Below are 15,808 nucleotides of genomic sequence, written 5' to 3'. Positions count from 1 at the left end.
CATCCAGCTTCTGGCTCTCACTGTGAAACAATTCATCGATTTCATCCCGCTTCTGCTGTTCTTCATCGTTTACAAACTCGATCCGCGGGTCGTCGACCTCGCTGGCCATGAAGTGACTGTAGGCGGTATTTACAGCGCCACCGCCATGCTGATCATCAGCTCCCTGGTGGTATACGGTGTGCTTTTCATCAAACAGCGCAAGCTGGAAAAGAGCCAATGGCTGACCCTGATCGCCTGCCTCGTGTTCGGCAGCCTGACCCTGGCCTTCCACAGCGAAACCGTCCTCAAATGGAAAGCCCCGGTGGTCAACTGGCTGTTCGCCGCGGCCTTCATCGGTAGCCATTTCATCGGCGACCGTTTGCTGATCAAACGCATCATGGGTCACGCGCTGACCTTGCCGGAACCGATCTGGACCCGCCTGAACATCGCATGGATCGTCTTTTTACTGTTCTGCGGGGCCGCCAACCTGTTCGTCGCCTTTACCTTCCAGAGCATCTGGGTGGACTTCAAGGTGTTCGGCAGCCTGGGCATGACCTTGGTGTTCCTGCTCGCACAATTTATTTACCTGTCCCGTCATATGCACGACGCCGATACCAAAACACCAAAAACCGAGGACTGACATGCTCTACGCAATCATTGCCACCGACGTCGCCAACTCTCTTGAAGCTCGCCTGGCCGCGCGCCCTGCACACCTGGAGCGCCTGCAAGTGCTCAAGGGCGAAGGCCGTATCGTACTGGCCGGCCCGCACCCGGCCGTCGACAGCAATGATCCGGGCGCAGCGGGTTTCACTGGCAGCCTGATCGTCGCGGAATTCGACTCCCTGAGCGCCGCGCAAGCCTGGGCCGATGCCGATCCGTATATCGCCGCCGGCGTCTACGCCAGTGTGATCGTCAAGCCGTTCAAGCAAGTCCTCCCGTAGTTCTTCCCCCCCACGCGATGAACCTTGTCGGTTCATCGCGTTCTCAATCGCTCATTATTCTCGTTCGTCTGCCGACAACCTGCCCAATATCCATTTGGAAACAGGTGTCGCGATGCGCAAGGGTCCGTTGTGTCTGATGTGGGTCACGTTGTCGATCATGGCGCCCGCCCACGGTGAGGAAACCACCGAAGGCGGCAGCTCCACGCCATTGTCGTTAAGTGCTGGCAGCCAGATCACCGAGTTGCAACAGCGCCTCAAGGCCAGCGAGCAACAGCGAGAAATACTGAGCAAACAACTGCAAAATGCCGACAACGAACGCGAAAGCGCTCAGCTCGCCCGGTTGCGCCAGGAGAATCAGCGTCTCAAGCTGCAACTCAGGGAAGCCCAGGCCAGTCCGCTGCCGCGGATGCTGACCGAGCAGCAGCAGTGGTTCATTACCGGAGGTGGGGTAGCGCTATTGGCACTGCTCTGCGGTATCTTTGCCAGTGGTGCAAGCCGAAAACGTCGGCAATGGCTAAATTGAGTGAGTCATGAGCGAGCTGTTACTTATTGATGATGATCAGGAGCTGTGCGAGCTCCTGAGCAGTTGGCTGAGCCAGGAAGGCTTCCAGGTGCGTGCCTGCCACGATGGCCAGAGCGCTCGCAAGGCCTTGGCCGAAACCGCCCCGGCGGCGGTAGTGCTGGACGTGATGTTGCCCGATGGCAGCGGTCTGGAATTGCTCAAGCAACTGCGCAACGATCACGCTGATCTACCGGTCTTGATGCTCTCGGCAAGGGGCGAGCCGCTGGATCGCATCCTCGGCCTGGAACTGGGCGCCGACGATTACCTGGCCAAACCCTGCGATCCGCGCGAACTGACTGCCCGCTTGCGCGCCGTGTTGCGGCGCAGTCACCCGGCCGCCGTGTCGACTCAGCTTGAGCTGGGCGACCTGAGCTTTAGCCCGGTACGTGGCGTGGTCAGCATCGACGAGAAAGAACTGACCCTCACCGTCTCCGAAAGCCGCTTGCTCGAAGCCTTGCTCAAGCAGCCCGGTGAACCGCTGGACAAACAGGAACTGGCGCAACTGGCCCTCGGCCGCAAGCTGACCCTGTATGACCGCAGCCTCGACATGCACGTCAGCAACCTGCGCAGAAAGATCGGCCCGCACCCCGACGGCCGCCCGCGCATCGTGGCCCTGCGTAGCCGCGGTTATTACTACAGCCTGTAGGATTTGTCAGGTCAGCGCGAGAGCGTCTTTACCCAAGCTTTACGTAGCGCTGACCGCCGCTGACCTTGATCTCCGTAATCTGAACTCATCCGGAACGTACCGGGAACGAGACAAGGAGATACACCATGCGCAAGACTCTTATCGCTCTGATGTTCGCTGCCGCTCTGCCAACTGTCGCCATGGCCATGCCGCAAGACGGTGGCCCGATGGGTGGTCCGCTCGATGGCCCACGCCACGGCGGTCAGATGCACGGCATGCACGGCAAAGGCCCGTACAGCCAACTCGACCTGTCCCGCGAACAGCGCGAACAGATCCGCAAGATCATGGGCGAGCAGATGCACGAGCGTAAGCAAGTGGTCGACAAATACCTGGAAAAACTCTCGCCGGCTGACCAGAAAGCCATGAAAGACGAGATGGCGGCCAACCACAAGAAAGCCGAATCCGACGTCCGCGCCGTGTTGAAACCGGATCAACAGAAGAAATTCGACGAAATCCAGAAAAAACAAGCCGAACGTCGCGCAGAATGGGCTGAATTCAAGGCCTGGAAAGCGCAACAGCCGCAAAAGGCGCAATAATGCAGTAACCCACGATCCGACGGCCAACACCGTCGGGTCTGTTGCCACTCAATTCAAATGTGGGAGCGGGCTTGCTCGCGAAGAGGGATTATCAGTCGACATCCTCAGTGACTGATCCACCGTATTCGCGAGCAAGCCCGCTCCCACATGGGCATTGCGTCTGTTCTGAGGATTTTCTGTGCGTTCATTGTTCTGGCGTATTCTCGCGAGCTTCTGGCTGGCCATCGCTCTGGTTGCCGGGCTGTCCATTCTGCTGGGGCACATGCTCAATCAGGACGCGTGGATCCTCAGTCGTCATCCCGGGCTTAACACCCTCGCCGCTCAATGGACGCAGCGCTACGAAGCCCAAGGCGAAGACGCCGCCCAGAAGATCCTCGAACAACGCAAACGTCAGTACCACATCGACGTTCAGGTGCTGAACGAGACCGGCGACCCGGTAGTGCGCGGCACCTTCCCCCGCCGCGCGGCCGCTTTCGAAGCCCGGCAAAATAGCGATGACCGACGCCTGCCGTGGCGGCGTCTGACCGACGAATTCACCAGTGACAAAACCGGTGACACGTACCTGTTCATCTACCGTATTCCACACCCGGAACTCGATGCCTGGCACCGCGAAAGCCTGCTCTGGCCCCTGAGCGCGCTGGGTATCGCGCTGGTAGTGCTGACCCTGTTCAGCCTGTTGGTGACCTTCTCCATCACCCGTCCGCTCAGCCGTTTGCGCGTCGCGGTACACGATCTGGGGCAGACCACCTATCAACAGAACAGCCTTGCCAAACTGGCCAACCGTCGTGACGAGTTCGGCGTACTCGCCAATGACTTCAACCGCATGGGCGCCCGCCTGCAAAGCTTGATCGGCAGCCAGCGCCAATTGCTGCGCGATGTGTCCCACGAACTGCGCTCACCGCTGGCACGGCTACGCATTGCGCTGGCACTGGCTGAGCGGGCCAATCCTGAAGAACGGGAAAAACTCTGGCCACGCCTGACCCGCGAGTGTGATCGGCTGGAAGCGTTGATCAGTGAAATCCTGGTACTGGCGCGGGTCGATGCCGACAACGCCAGCGCTGAAGACGTCGACCTGAATGCTCTGCTTGGCGCCCTGCACAAAGATGCGCAACTCAGCTCGCCAGAGCAGGCCGTACGCCTTGACGCCGAACCACAACTCCACCTCAAAGGTTGGCCAACCATGATCGAACGCGCCGTCGATAACCTGCTGCGTAACGCGCAACGGTTCAACCCGGTGGGTCAGCCGATCGAGATCCAGGCCTCGCGTCAGGGCGAGCGGATGGTGGTGAGTGTGCGTGATCACGGGCCGGGGGTGCAGGCCGAGCATTTGACTCAATTGGGTGAGCCGTTTTATCGAGCGCCGGGACAGACGGCGGCGGGACATGGATTAGGGTTGGCGATTGCCAAACGTGCAGCGGAGCGCCATGGCGGGAATCTGACCCTGGCCAACCATCCTGAGGGCGGGTTTATTGCCAGTCTGGAATTGCCGTTGGTGCCGGGAGCCGTGGTGCAACCCTGATCAAAACGGTGGAAGCGGGCGTGCTCGCGAAGGCGTCAGGCCATTCAACAACGATGTTGAATGACACACCGCTTTCGCGAGCAAGCCCGCTCACCTATTGGCGTTCGGGGTATCAGGCCTTGCCCGGCCAGGCGCTGACAAACTGCGCCAGATCAACCTTCTCCGCTACACGCGGCTCTTTCTGCGGCGTGCCAAGGTACAGGAACGCGATCACCTCTTCCCCCTCAGCCAGACCCAGGCCTTGGGCGACGTGTTTCGAATACGCCAGATCGCCCGTACGCCACACCGCACCAATCCCCTGCGCGTAAGCCGCCAGCAAAATCCCGTGAGCCGCACATCCCGCCGCCAGCATCTGCTCGGCCTTGGGATACTTGATGTGCGCCTGCAACTTCGCGATCACCACAACCACCAGCGGCGCACGCAGCGGGCCATTGCGCGCCTTGTCGATCATCGCGTCAGTGACTTCTCCTTCCTGCATTTGCGCAGCCTCGGCCAGCAACTCGCCCATCTGCTCGCGCGCCGGGCCTTCGACCGTCAAAAAGCGATACGGCTGCAAGTGCCCGTGATCCGGTGCACGCAGAGCGGCGCCAAACAGGGCTTCTCGCTGCTGCGCCGTCGGGGCCGGTTCGACCAGTCGTGGAACGGAAACACGGTTGAGCAAAGCGTCGAGAGCCTGCATCGGCCACCTCCTGAAAAAAATGTGCGGCTATTCTAGCTTCATCTGCCATCGGGATGCCGGTTTACATGCCCTGCCCCGCAGGTAGAATGGCGCCCTTCACACTACAGCCCGAGCGGACTTCATGGCGTTGCCGACCTTACGGATCATTGGTTTCATCATCGGCATCTTCCTGATCACGCTGGCCGTTGCCATGGTCGTGCCCATGGCCACCCTGATGATTTTCGAACGCACCAGCGACCTGCCGTCGTTCCTCTGGGCGAGCATGATCACCTTCGTCGCCGGCCTTGCGCTGGTGATTCCCGGCAGGCCGGAACACATTCATCTGCGTCCAAGGGACATGTACCTGCTGACCGTCAGCAGTTGGCTGGTGGTGTGCATCTTCGCTGCGCTGCCGTTTCTGCTGACGCAGCACATCAGCTATACCGACTCGTTTTTCGAAAGCATGTCCGGCATCACCGCCACCGGCGCGACCGTGCTTAGCGGTCTGGACACCATGTCTCCCGGCATCCTGATCTGGCGCTCACTGCTGCACTGGCTCGGCGGTATCGGTTTCATTGGTATGGCGGTAGCGATTCTGCCGCTGCTGCGCATCGGTGGCATGCGGCTGTTCCAGACCGAATCCTCGGACCGCTCGGAAAAGGTCATGCCCCGCTCGCACATGGTGGCGCGGTTGATCGTGGCCGCCTACGTCGGCATCACCGTTCTCGGTAGTCTGGCGTTATGGTGGGCCGGCATGAGCCCGTTCGATGCGATCAACCATGCCATGTCGGCGATCTCGACAGGCGGGTTCTCGACCTCCGATCAATCCCTGGCGAAATGGACGCAACCCGCCGTTCATTGGGTCGTGGTGGTGATCATGATCCTCGGCAGTCTGCCGTTCACGCTGTATGTGGCGACATTGCGCGGCAACCGCCGGGCACTGATCAAGGATCAGCAGGTGCAAGGTTTGCTCGGGATGTTGCTGGTGACCTGGCTGGTGCTCGCGACCTGGTACTGGTGGACCACCAACCTGCACTGGCTGGAAGCATTGCGGCATGTGGCGCTGAACGTGACGTCGGTGGTGACCACCACCGGTTTTGCCCTCGGCGACTACAGCCTGTGGGGCAATTTCTCGCTGATGCTGTTTTTCTATCTGGGTTTTGTCGGCGGTTGTTCCGGGTCGACGGCGGGCGGGATCAAGATTTTCCGTTTCCAGGTCGCCTACATTCTGCTCAAGGCCAACCTTAACCAGTTGATTCACCCGCGTGCGGTGATCAAGCAGAAGTACAACGGTCACCGCCTCGACGAAGAAATCGTGCGTTCGATTCTGACCTTTTCGTTCTTCTTCGCCATCACCATCTGCGTGATCGCCCTGCTGCTGTCGCTGCTGGGTGTCGACTGGATGACAGCGTTGACCGGCGCGGCCAGTACCGTGTCCGGCGTTGGCCCCGGCCTTGGCGAAACCATCGGCCCGGCGGGCAACTTTGCGACGCTGCCGGATGCGGCCAAGTGGATTCTTTCGTTCGGCATGCTGCTCGGCCGACTGGAGATCATCACGGTGTTTGTGCTGTGTATTCCGGCTTTTTGGCGTCACTGACCGCATTCGGCGCTTGCAACAGCCGCGCCCGGTAATCGCCGGGCGTGGTGTCGAACCAGCGGCGGAACGCGCGGAAGAAGTTGCTCGGATCGGCGAACCCCAACAGGTAGGCGATTTCCAGCAGGGTCATGCTCGGCTGCGCCAGATACTGCTCGGCCAGTTCGCGGCGGGTATCGTCGAGCAATTGCTGAAAACTCGTGCCCTCCTCCTGCAACCGACGCTGCAAAGTGCGCTGCGACAAGTGCAAGGTCTGTGCGACGGTATCGCGCTTGGGTTCGCCCTGAGGCAGCAAACGGCACAGCACCTGGCGCGCCTTGTGGGTCACGCGGCTTTCGGAAAAGCGTGCCAGATATTCCCCGGCAAACCGGTCGTGCAACAGCGCCATCGCCTCGTTGGCGGTGGGCAGTGGCGCCTCCATGTCGGCACGTTCGAAGATCAGCGCATCGTACGGCGCGTTGAACATCAGCGGCGCATGGAAGGCTTGTTTGTAGGGTTGCAGATCAGCCGGTTGATCGCCCTGCACCAGTACTTTGACCGGGTGCAGCGTGCGCCCGCTCAGCCAGCCACACAGGGCCAAGGCACAGGCCAGCGAAGCTTCGGCGCTTTGCCGGGTCGGCGGCAGATGATCGCCGTGCACGGTCAGAATCAGCGCATAACCGTCTTCAAGCAAACGAAAACTCAGGTCGGCACTTTCGGCGATGATGCGCTGATAACGCACCAATCGCTGAAAACCTTCGGCCAGGGTATTACTCGACATCAGCGCATAACCGGCGACATGAAACGAGGCCGGCCGCACCACTTTGCCCATGTTCAGGCCAATCGCCGGGTTACCGGACAGCTCGACTGCCCGTTGCCAGAGTCGAGTCATGGAATCTTGCGGGAAGCGCGCATCCGGATCATCCAGGGCGGTGTAATCAAGCCCCAGTTGCTTGAACAGAACCCGGCAATCCAGGCCGTCCATCTCCAATGCTTTGACAATCCCCATCGCCCAGCTTGCAGAAGTCGTTCGTTCGCTCATGGCGTTTTTCTTTTACATGATGGGCCGCCTGTTACGGCCTGATTTGCGAAGGATACTAAAGTGGCGCCGATTGTCACTGGCCCCCCTCCATGATCACTCTAGACTCAAATAGGCTACCCGCAGAACAACTCGTCGCCAGAACAATAACCACAGAGATAGCGGTCGTGGAAAACATCAAACGTTTCAACAACTTCGCCGAGTTCTATCCGTACTACCTCAGCGAACACAACAACAGCACCTGTCGTCGCCTGCATTTCATCGGCACGACACTGGTGATTTTTATTCTCGCGCTGACCATCGCCAAAGGTGCATGGCTACTGTTGCTGGCCCTACCGCTGGCTGGATACGGCTTTGCCTGGGCCGGGCATTTCTTCTTTGAAAAGAACCGCCCGGCGACGTTTCAACATCCGTTCTACAGCCTGCTTGGCGATTTCGTCATGTACCGCGACATGATTCTGGGGCGCGTGGCGTTCTGAAAAAAAGAAACATTGAGGATGGCCGATGAACGACAACGCGCGCTTCACCCATATGAAGGACGGCACGCAGGAAGACTGGGCGATCATCGCTGCGGATTTCAGTGCCTACGCCAGACAGTTGCCGTCACGGATCATGACGCACCTGAAATTGCTCGAAGGTGACTTCGGCGGTTTTCCGGTGGATCGCCTGACGCATTCGCTGCAAACCGCGACCCGCGCCTTTCGTGACGGACGTGAGGAGGAATACGTGGTGTGCGCGTTGTTACATGACATCGGTGACACCCTCGGCTCTTACAACCATCCGGACATTGCGGCAGCGATTCTCAAGCCGTTCGTCAGTGCCGAGAACCTGTGGATGGTCGAAAAGCACGGGGTGTTCCAGGGCTACTACTTCTTTCATCACCTGGGCATGGATCGACACCTGCGCGAGCAGTTCAAGGAGCATCCGCAGTTTCAGGCAACCGCCGAATTCTGCGCCAAGTACGATGCGCCTGCATTCGACCCTGCGTATGACACCCTGCCGCTCAGCTTCTTCGAACCGATGATGGCGCGGTTGTTCGCCGAGCCGAAGCACTCGATTTACAAGGCCGCGATGCAAGAACAGGCATCAGTCTGAGAACACCACAAACCGGTGTGGGAGCACACTCGCTCCCACATGGTTCTCTGTCGTTCAGGCGACCTCAGCGACGTTGGCAGCCTTGAGCTGCGCCTCTCGCGCCTGCGCATCCGCCAATCGATACAACTCGATCGTGCCATCCCAGTGCTCGATCAGCGCCGTGCATGACTCCACCCAATCGCCGCAATTGAGGTAGTCCACGTCCCCCACCTTGCGGATCTCGGCATGGTGAATGTGCCCACAGACCACACCATGCAACTCGCGCTTCACACATTCATGGGCGATTGCTTCTTCAAAGTCACTGATGAAACTCACCGCCGTCTTCACCTTGTGCTTCAGATACGCCGACAACGACCAGTAACCATAGCCATACCGGGCGCGCCAGTGATTGAGCCAGCGATTGAGCGTGAGGGTGAATTCGTAGGCAGAGTCGCCAAGAAAGGCCAGCCAGCGGTGGTAACGGGTAATCACATCGAACTGGTCGCCGTGAATCACCAGCAAATGCCGACCATCGGCCGTGACATGCACCGCCTCATCGACCAACTGGATGTTGCCCAGAATCAGCTTGGAATAGCGGCGCAAGAACTCATCGTGGTTACCGGTGACGTAGATCACTTCCGTGCCGCGTTTGCTCATGGTCAGCAAGCGGCGAATCACGTTGGTGTGCGCCTGTGGCCAGTACATGCCGCCGCGCAGTTTCCAGCCATCGATGATGTCGCCGACCAGATAGATCTTGTCAGCATGGTAGCCCTTGAGAAATTGCGACAGGTGTTCGGCCTGGCAATCGCGCGTGCCTAGATGCACGTCGGAAATCCACAGGGTTCGTACCCGTTGTTTACGGCTGGGTTTGGCGAGCTCGGCGCTGGTCATGGGCAACCCTCTGGGATGTTTTGGCCAGAGTGCGCTCGCCCGGTTAATCGACCATGACAGGTGTGAGTCAGTCCTGTGACAGCGCACCCTGAGTGCGACGGTGTAGACTGACGCCCTGCCCGGAGACCTGCCATGCGTCCGATCCTCACCCTGCGTCAGTACACCCGCGACCTGATCGTCCACAGCCACGACCACGCTCAATTGGTCTTCGGGTTGTCCGGCGCGCTGGATTTCGAGGTCGAGGGCTGCGGCAGCCAAGTGCGTCAGCAAAGTTTTGTGGTGGTCCCCTCTGGGGCCCATCACGCCTGCGACAGTCCGGGCGGCAGTCGTTGTCTGGTGATGGACATTCCTGACGGGCAATGGCTGACCGATTCGCTGGGCGAACATGCCGAAACCAGTCGCCGTTTGCTCGACCAGACTGCGCGGTTATCGCTCAACTCGGGGCAAAGCCAACTGGTCAGTTGGCTGGCCAACAGTCCAGTCAGCGATCCACTGATCGCTCAGCAAGGCGCGGTGTTGCTGCTGGCCAGCCTGAATCACGCGCAACCCGCCGAACTCACAGCCCGCCGCCTGCCTTATGCAGCCCTGGACAGGCACATCGAGCAATACGCCGCCTACCCACTTCAAGTCGCCGATCTGGCGCGAGTCGCCGGGTTGTCCAGCGCACGTCTGCATGCACGCTTCATGGCCGAATGCGGGCAGACACCGATGGATTACATCCGCAGTCGTCGACTGCACCTGGCAGTGCAGATGCTGCGTGACACGGGACTGCCCATCGGCGAAATCGCCAGTCGCGTCGGCTACAGCTCGCAGAGTGCTTTCTCGGCCGCCGTCCTGCGAGAGTTCGGCTCATCTCCTGGCCAACTGCGGCGCGAGTCCTACAACAAAAGACGCTAGTTTGCCGACAGACTTGTTGGCCGAGACAGGGTTCAATAGGTCAATGAATTTGTGTTTGGATCAAGGATTGCAATGACTCCGCGTACCGCCCTGGGCGCTCTGCATGTTGGTGCTTTGATGTTCGGCCTGACCGGCGTGTTCGGCAAGCTCGCCGCCGCATCGCCCGCCGTTATCGTCTTCGGACGTGCTGCATTCGCCGTGCTCGCCTTGGCGTTTTTCGCCCGCTTCGCCAGCCAGAGCGGCTGGCAGAAACTTCAAGCCGTCGACTGGCGCCGTCTCGCGCTTGGCGGCGTGTTGCTGGCCGGGCACTGGGTGAGTTTTTTCATCGCGGTAAAAGTCGCCGGCGTTGCGATCGCCACGTTGGGCTTCGCGAGTTTTCCGGCATTCACGGTGATTCTTGAGGGACTGATCTTCCGCGAACGCATCCGCGCCAACGAAATAGTGTTGGTGGTGCTGGTCAGCATTGGTTTGGTGCTCGTGACCCCAGCGTTCGATCTGGCGAGCGGCGCGACCACCGGTTTGCTTTGGGCGGTGCTATCGGGGCTGTTGTTTTCCCTGCTGTCGCTGACCAACCGGGCCAGCTCCGGGCGTATCCCGGCGGTGCAAGCGGCGCTGTGTCAGAACGTGGTGGTGGCACTGTGTTTACTGCCGGTCGCGGCACCGCAACTGAGCGAAGTCAGCGCGCTGGACTGGCTATGGATCGCACTGCTTGGGGTGTTCTGCACCGGTGTCGCCCACAGCCTGTTCGTCGCCAGTCTGGCCGTGATCAAGGCGCGCACGGCGGCTGTGGTCTTTGCGATGGAACCGGTTTACGGCATCACCATGGCCTGGCTGCTGTTCAATGAAACCCCGACGCTACGCATGCTCATCGGCGGCGCGCTGATCATCGTGGCTATCGTGGTGTCTGCTCGCATGTCCGGCCATGCCGACAAAAAAACCGTGGCTGCCGAAGCGGCCTCTCACTGAGTACGGTCGTTGTGGCCGAGGTCGCGGTCAGGATCAATCTGATCGCGAACGCGTTGCTTGAGCACCTTGGCTTCGGGGAAACCGCCGTCCGCCTTGCGCTCCCAGATCTGAACGCCGTCGCAAGTGATGTGAAACACCCCGCCGGTGCCCGGCACCAGTGACACTTTGCCCAGATCATCACCGAAGGTGCTGAGCAGCTCTTGCGCCAGCCACGCGGCGCGCAGAAGCCACTGGCATTGGGTGCAATAGGTGATGACAACTTCTGCTTTTACGACAGTCATGTTCGTTGAAACTCCTGAAACGAGGGCGCCGCTATAATAGCCGGCTTTATTGCTTGCCCAGAGACTCACAATGCGCCGTCTGCTGTTCTGCCTGCTGCTTGGTTTCCTGCCCCTGTTCGTCCTCGCCAGCGTCCATGCCAGTGAGTCACCACGACCAAAAGTCGGCCTGGTGCTGTCTGGCGGCGCCGCTCGCGGTCTCGCGCACATCGGCGTGCTCAAGGCACTTGAAGAGCAAGGCATCAAGATCGATGCGATTGCCGGCACCAGCATGGGCGCAGTGGTCGGCGGGCTGTACGCCTCTGGCTACAAGATCGACGAGTTGGAAAAACTCGCGCTGCAGATCGACTGGCAGCAGGCACTCTCCGATGCGCCCCCCCGGGAAGATGTACCGTTTCGGCGAAAACAGGATGACCGCGATTTTCTGGTGAAACAGAAACTCAGCTTCCGCGACGACGGCAGCCTCGGTCTGCCCCTGGGCGTGATTCAGGGCCAGAATCTGTCGCTGCTGCTGGAAAGCCTGTTGGCCCACACCAGCGATACCCGCGACTTCGACAAACTGCCGATCCCGTTCCGCGCCGTGGCCACCGACATCGCCAATGGCGAAAAAGTAGTGTTCCGCAAAGGCCACCTGCCTCAGGTGATCCGCGCCAGCATGTCGATCCCGGCCGTGTTCGCACCGGTCGAACTGGATGGTCGTCTGTTGGTGGACGGCGGCATGACTGACAATATCCCGCTCGATGTGGCACGGGAAATGGGGGTCGACGTGGCCATCGTGGTCGACATCGGTACGCCGCTGCGCAGCCGCAAGCAACTGAACACCGTGGTCGACGTACTCAACCAGTCGATCACCCTGATGACCCGACGCAACTCGGAAGAGCAACTGGCAGTGCTTAAACCTTCAGATGTGCTGATTCAGCCTTCGCTGGCTGCGTTTGGCGTCACTGATTTCGGCAAAGCCCAAGAGATGATCGACGCAGGCTACCGCGCGACCAGAATTCTCGACGCGCGCCTTGCCGTGCTCAAACCCGACGAACCGCAGGACGCCGAACTCAACGCCGCACGCTCGCCGGGTCAACGCACGCCGATCATCACCGCGATCAAAGTCGAGAACAACTCGAAAGTCGACGACGATGTGATCCGCTACTACATCCGCCAACATATCGGCGAGCCTCTGGATCTGGGGCGATTGCATTCGGACATGGGCACCCTGTACGGCCTCGACTACTTCGAGCAAGTGCAATACCGCGTGGTACACAAGGGCCAGGATCACACCTTGGTGATCAGCGCCCGTGGCAAACGCAGCGGCACCGATTACCTCAGGGTCGGCCTGAACCTGTCGGACGACATGCGCGGCGACAGCGCCTTCAACCTCGGTGCCAGTTATCGCATCAACGGTATCAACCGCCTCGGCGCCGAATGGCTGACCCGCGCGCAGTTCGGCGATAAACAGGAACTGTACAGCGAGTTCTATCAGCCACTGGACGTCGGCTCGCGTTACTTCATCGCCCCCTCGGTGGTGTTCGAAGCACAGAACGTCGATGCGGTGCTCGACAATGATCCGATCGCCCAGTACCGCGTCGAGCGCTACGGTATGGCCCTGAACGTCGGTCGACAGATTGGCAACAACGGTGAAGTGCGTTTCGGCGTCGGCGAGGCCTGGGGCAAGGCCGACGTGCGCATTGGCGATCAGGACCTGCCGAGTGAAAGTTTCAACGAGGGCTTCTATTCGCTCAAGTATTCCTATGACTCGCTGGACAACGTTTACTACCCCCATGAGGGCAAGGACGTCAGCCTGACGCTGCTGCAATTCGAACCGAGCCTGGGCTCGGATACACGTTACCGGCAGTGGGAATTCAAACTCGACAAAGCCATGAGTCGTGGGCCCGATACGCTGATTCTCGGAGGTCGCTACGGCCGCACCCTCGACGACACCAGCGTCGTGACGTCGAGCTTCCTGCTCGGCGGGGCGCGGCAACTGTCGGGGTTCCGCGAAGACTCGATTTCCGGGCAAAACGTCAGTCTGATGCGCGCGGTGTACTACCGCCGGTTGACACCGCGCTCGTATCTGCCGCTGGACTTCCCGCTGTATGCCGGGGCTTCGCTGGAACGCGGACGGGCATGGAACAACGACAACGAATTCGACAGCGGCTACATCAATGCGGCAAGTGTGTTCATCGGTTTCGATACGCCGCTGGGACCGTTGAATTTCAGCTATGGATTGAATGATGCGAATGAGCAGGCGGTGTATTTGAATCTGGGGCAGACGTTCTGATTCTCAACGATTGATGGCGCCTGAAGGACCGAATTGGCGAACAAGCCGCTCCCACACAGGTTTTGTGAACACGAGCCCAATGTGGGAAGCGGGCTTGCTCGCGAAGGCGTCAAAACAATTACCCCCGTCAACACACTTGGCCTCAGATCAACGAATCCCCGCCAACAACGTCCGGGCCGTTTGTTTCAACGGTTCATCCCCGTCCTTGAGCAAATCGCTGAGCAACGCGATCGCACTGTCAATGTCACCGTCATCGATGCAGGTCTGCGCCTGTTCGAGTTTCCCGGCACTGGCGGCCTCGACGGGCTGCGACATGTGCAAATCCAACGGCTCCAGTGACGGTTCCAGATCGCCAAACTCATCGAGAAAGTCATCGTCCAGCGGCTGCGCACCCGGCTCGGGGATCCACTCAAGCTCCGCTTCCTCGGCGGTTTCAGTCTCTGGCAACTCGAAATCCTGCGGCAACACCTGCAGGCTGGAGCCCAAAGCCGATTCATTAACTGATGGCTGCGGTGGCACCGAACGGGTGTCCTCAAGATCCCAACTGGAATCCATCGACAACTGATCCAGATTCAACTGGAAATCATCCTCCAGCACCGCAGATTCGGGCGCGGCGCTGGCAACCAACGGATCGGCTGCCGAGGCCGGCGCAGGGCTCTCCAGCGCCGGGTAGCGGGCACGGACATCCTGCAACTGTCGAGTATCCACGCCTAGCTCGCGCAAATTGCTTTCGTGCTGCCCGTACGCGGCACTGTCGCCCTGCTGCCCCAGCACTTCCAGCAACTGCAAACCGAGATCGATGCGATCCGGCTCCTTGTTCAAAGCGTCGCGCAGCAGTCCAACGGCTTCGCCGAGTCGGCCATAGGCCAGGTAAATGCCCACCGCCTCCAGCACATTATCCGCAGCTGGCTCATTACGATGCTCGGCACCGACATGAGCCCTGAAAGGTTCGGTGTTTGCGGGTGCGTCCTGAACAGGCTCATGGCTCAAAGGCGCCAGAGGCACCAGCGGCAGCGCAACATCGCCCTGTTGCTGTTGCTGTCTTCGACGCAGGATGAACAACACAGCCAACGCCCCCAGCAATAGCAGCAGCCCACCCAGCAATGGCCAGTTCAAACCGTCATCTGTGGATTCGACCGGTGCTGCAACCGGAGCCGGGGACACGACAGGTGCAGGCGCAGCCTTTTGCAACTCAGCCATGCGGGTTTGCAGATCACTGATCTGCTTCTTGCCTTCGGCAATTTGCACATCTTGTGTTTGCAGTCTGGCGTTCAATTCGTCGAGGGTCTTTTGCGACTGCTGGTTCTGCAGCACGCTCGCCGCCAGTTGCTCGGCCAGTGCATCGTTGACCGGCGCCGATGCCGTTGCTGGCACAGGCGCACTTTCGCGCTTGCCCTGGGCTGCCTGCGTCGGTGCGGTGACCGGTTCGACAGTGGGAAATGCAGAGGATTGCGCGCGCGGATCAGGCTCATCAGTGGCCGGGACAATACCGGGCGAGCCCGGCGGATCGATCAGCACCGTGTACTCGCGCAGCAAGCGGCCATTGGGCTGATTGAGCTGTACCAGAAAATCCAGAAACGGCTCATTGACCGGTTTGCTGGAGGTCACACGGATCATCTGGCGGTTGCCATGCAGGATCGGCGTGAACTTGAGGTTGTTGAGAAAGAACACCCGCTCAACCCCGGCACGACCGAATTCGTCTGCCGAGGCCAGACTCACTGAAAGATCGCTCTGGGTCAGACCGCCGACATCAACCAAGGCGATATCCGCCTTGAGCGGCTGATTGAGGGCTGAATGAACGGTGATATCACCCAGCCCCAAGGCCTGCGACCAGGTCGAATAGCCGAACACGCCTGCGACCAAAAGCCCTTTGGCGCAAACGCGCAGTACCATGTGCCAACTTGCGAGCATGAGCATCCCTTAAATAAGCAAAAC

Annotated in this window: 17 protein-coding genes; 12 read left to right on the top strand and 5 right to left on the bottom strand. The window is 59.9% G+C overall.

All coding sequences use genetic code 11. The features are described 5' to 3' along the window. The first annotated feature begins 22 nt into the window (after positions 1 to 22). From AACY18_RS02635 to AACY18_RS02610, 6 genes are all read left to right on the top strand, one after another. The gene (locus AACY18_RS02635) at positions 23 to 619 is read left to right on the top strand and encodes a septation protein A (protein WP_339432649.1); all 597 of its coding nucleotides are present in this window, start codon (positions 23 to 25) and stop codon (positions 617 to 619) included. Between the two features lies 1 nt (position 620). Beyond that, complete coding sequence (locus AACY18_RS02630) at positions 621 to 920, top strand: YciI family protein (protein ID WP_025110562.1); 300 nt, start codon at positions 621 to 623, stop codon at positions 918 to 920. Between the two features lie 112 nt (positions 921 to 1,032). Beyond that, positions 1,033 to 1,443, top strand: a complete 411-nt coding sequence (locus AACY18_RS02625) for a translation initiation factor 2 (protein WP_221732027.1) — start codon at positions 1,033 to 1,035, stop codon at positions 1,441 to 1,443. A 7-nt stretch (positions 1,444 to 1,450) separates the two neighbouring features. After that, positions 1,451 to 2,128 carry a response regulator transcription factor gene (locus tag AACY18_RS02620; protein WP_339432650.1) on the top strand — a complete coding sequence of 226 codons (678 nt, stop codon included), beginning with the start codon at positions 1,451 to 1,453 and terminating at the stop codon, positions 2,126 to 2,128. A 125-nt stretch (positions 2,129 to 2,253) separates the two neighbouring features. Next, entirely contained in the window at positions 2,254 to 2,703 is a 450-nt protein-coding gene (locus AACY18_RS02615; RefSeq protein ID WP_095187815.1) for a Spy/CpxP family protein refolding chaperone, read from the top strand. A 178-nt stretch (positions 2,704 to 2,881) separates the two neighbouring features. After that, positions 2,882 to 4,222 (top strand): sensor histidine kinase, encoded by a 1,341-nt coding sequence (locus AACY18_RS02610; protein WP_339464115.1) that lies wholly within the window; start codon positions 2,882 to 2,884, stop codon positions 4,220 to 4,222. A 112-nt stretch (positions 4,223 to 4,334) separates the two neighbouring features. Here the strand turns inward: AACY18_RS02610 and AACY18_RS02605 are convergent, their stop codons facing one another. Further along, positions 4,335 to 4,901 carry a nitroreductase family protein gene (locus AACY18_RS02605; RefSeq protein WP_339432652.1) on the bottom strand — a complete coding sequence of 189 codons (567 nt, stop codon included), beginning with the start codon at positions 4,899 to 4,901 and terminating at the stop codon, positions 4,335 to 4,337. A gap of 121 nt (positions 4,902 to 5,022) precedes the next feature. Here AACY18_RS02605 and AACY18_RS02600 point away from each other — a divergent pair, with 121 nt between their 5' ends. Next, positions 5,023 to 6,477 (top strand): TrkH family potassium uptake protein, encoded by a 1,455-nt coding sequence (locus AACY18_RS02600; protein ID WP_339464114.1) that lies wholly within the window; start codon positions 5,023 to 5,025, stop codon positions 6,475 to 6,477. On the opposite strand, the gene AACY18_RS02595 is transcribed toward AACY18_RS02600, so the two are convergent. Then, the gene (locus tag AACY18_RS02595) at positions 6,434 to 7,495 is read right to left on the bottom strand and encodes an AraC family transcriptional regulator (RefSeq protein ID WP_339432654.1); all 1,062 of its coding nucleotides are present in this window, start codon (positions 7,493 to 7,495) and stop codon (positions 6,434 to 6,436) included. The genes AACY18_RS02600 and AACY18_RS02595 overlap by 44 nt on opposite strands. A 164-nt stretch (positions 7,496 to 7,659) precedes the next feature. Between AACY18_RS02595 and AACY18_RS02590 the strand changes: the two genes are divergently transcribed. Next, positions 7,660 to 7,971, top strand: a complete 312-nt coding sequence (locus AACY18_RS02590; protein WP_339432655.1) for a DUF962 domain-containing protein — start codon at positions 7,660 to 7,662, stop codon at positions 7,969 to 7,971. Positions 7,972 to 7,996: 25 nt separating this feature from the next. Further along, the gene (locus AACY18_RS02585) at positions 7,997 to 8,587 is read left to right on the top strand and encodes an HD domain-containing protein (RefSeq protein WP_339464113.1); all 591 of its coding nucleotides are present in this window, start codon (positions 7,997 to 7,999) and stop codon (positions 8,585 to 8,587) included. Between the two features lie 54 nt (positions 8,588 to 8,641). On the opposite strand, the gene AACY18_RS02580 is transcribed toward AACY18_RS02585, so the two are convergent. Continuing rightward, on the bottom strand, positions 8,642 to 9,457 hold the full coding sequence (locus AACY18_RS02580) for a UDP-2,3-diacylglucosamine diphosphatase (protein WP_339432657.1): 816 nt from the start codon (positions 9,455 to 9,457) through the stop codon (positions 8,642 to 8,644). A 132-nt stretch (positions 9,458 to 9,589) separates the two neighbouring features. Between AACY18_RS02580 and AACY18_RS02575 the strand changes: the two genes are divergently transcribed. Both AACY18_RS02575 and AACY18_RS02570 read left to right on the top strand, forming a co-directional pair. Continuing rightward, entirely contained in the window at positions 9,590 to 10,354 is a 765-nt protein-coding gene (locus AACY18_RS02575) for an AraC family transcriptional regulator (protein ID WP_339464112.1), read from the top strand. Positions 10,355 to 10,426: 72 nt separating this feature from the next. Next, positions 10,427 to 11,320 (top strand): DMT family transporter, encoded by an 894-nt coding sequence (locus AACY18_RS02570; protein WP_339432659.1) that lies wholly within the window; start codon positions 10,427 to 10,429, stop codon positions 11,318 to 11,320. Here AACY18_RS02570 and AACY18_RS02565 read toward each other — a convergent pair. Continuing rightward, a complete protein-coding gene (locus AACY18_RS02565; RefSeq protein WP_339432660.1) occupies positions 11,314 to 11,601 on the bottom strand; it encodes a SelT/SelW/SelH family protein in 288 nt (95 codons plus the stop codon). The two genes, AACY18_RS02570 and AACY18_RS02565, sit on opposite strands and share 7 nt — an antisense overlap. A 70-nt stretch (positions 11,602 to 11,671) precedes the next feature. Here AACY18_RS02565 and AACY18_RS02560 point away from each other — a divergent pair, with 70 nt between their 5' ends. Continuing rightward, positions 11,672 to 13,873: a patatin-like phospholipase family protein gene (locus AACY18_RS02560; RefSeq protein WP_339432661.1), complete on the top strand. Its 2,202-nt coding sequence runs from the start codon at positions 11,672 to 11,674 to the stop codon at positions 13,871 to 13,873. A gap of 147 nt (positions 13,874 to 14,020) precedes the next feature. Here AACY18_RS02560 and AACY18_RS02555 read toward each other — a convergent pair whose 3' ends face one another. Then, positions 14,021 to 15,784, bottom strand: a complete 1,764-nt coding sequence (locus AACY18_RS02555; RefSeq protein ID WP_339464111.1) for a FimV/HubP family polar landmark protein — start codon at positions 15,782 to 15,784, stop codon at positions 14,021 to 14,023. Between the last annotated feature and the right edge of the window lie 24 nt (positions 15,785 to 15,808).

It is taken from the genome of Pseudomonas sp. EA_65y_Pfl2_P74 (assembly GCF_963970575.1).
Taxonomy (GTDB): domain Bacteria; phylum Pseudomonadota; class Gammaproteobacteria; order Pseudomonadales; family Pseudomonadaceae; genus Aquipseudomonas; species Aquipseudomonas baetica_A.
This window is presented reverse-complemented; position numbering and strand designations above follow the sequence as displayed.

What these genes read in the sequence shown, in the direction of transcription:
- AACY18_RS02630 (WP_025110562.1), top strand. Translation starts at nt 621, where the DNA reads ATGCTCTACGCAATCATTGCCACCGACGTCGCCAACTCTCTTGAAGCT.
- AACY18_RS02625 (WP_221732027.1), top strand. Translation starts at nt 1,033, where the DNA reads ATGCGCAAGGGTCCGTTGTGTCTGATGTGGGTCACGTTGTCGATCATG.
- AACY18_RS02620 (WP_339432650.1), top strand. Translation starts at nt 1,451, where the DNA reads ATGAGCGAGCTGTTACTTATTGATGATGATCAGGAGCTGTGCGAGCTC.
- AACY18_RS02615 (WP_095187815.1), top strand. Translation starts at nt 2,254, where the DNA reads ATGCGCAAGACTCTTATCGCTCTGATGTTCGCTGCCGCTCTGCCAACT.
- AACY18_RS02605 (WP_339432652.1), bottom strand. Translation starts at nt 4,901, where the DNA reads ATGCAGGCTCTCGACGCTTTGCTCAACCGTGTTTCCGTTCCACGACTG.
- AACY18_RS02600 (WP_339464114.1), top strand. Translation starts at nt 5,023, where the DNA reads ATGGCGTTGCCGACCTTACGGATCATTGGTTTCATCATCGGCATCTTC.
- AACY18_RS02595 (WP_339432654.1), bottom strand. Translation starts at nt 7,495, where the DNA reads ATGAGCGAACGAACGACTTCTGCAAGCTGGGCGATGGGGATTGTCAAA.
- AACY18_RS02585 (WP_339464113.1), top strand. Translation starts at nt 7,997, where the DNA reads ATGAACGACAACGCGCGCTTCACCCATATGAAGGACGGCACGCAGGAA.
- AACY18_RS02580 (WP_339432657.1), bottom strand. Translation starts at nt 9,457, where the DNA reads ATGACCAGCGCCGAGCTCGCCAAACCCAGCCGTAAACAACGGGTACGA.
- AACY18_RS02575 (WP_339464112.1), top strand. Translation starts at nt 9,590, where the DNA reads ATGCGTCCGATCCTCACCCTGCGTCAGTACACCCGCGACCTGATCGTC.
- AACY18_RS02570 (WP_339432659.1), top strand. Translation starts at nt 10,427, where the DNA reads ATGACTCCGCGTACCGCCCTGGGCGCTCTGCATGTTGGTGCTTTGATG.
- AACY18_RS02565 (WP_339432660.1), bottom strand. Translation starts at nt 11,601, where the DNA reads ATGACTGTCGTAAAAGCAGAAGTTGTCATCACCTATTGCACCCAATGC.
- AACY18_RS02560 (WP_339432661.1), top strand. Translation starts at nt 11,672, where the DNA reads ATGCGCCGTCTGCTGTTCTGCCTGCTGCTTGGTTTCCTGCCCCTGTTC.
- AACY18_RS02555 (WP_339464111.1), bottom strand. Translation starts at nt 15,784, where the DNA reads ATGCTCGCAAGTTGGCACATGGTACTGCGCGTTTGCGCCAAAGGGCTT.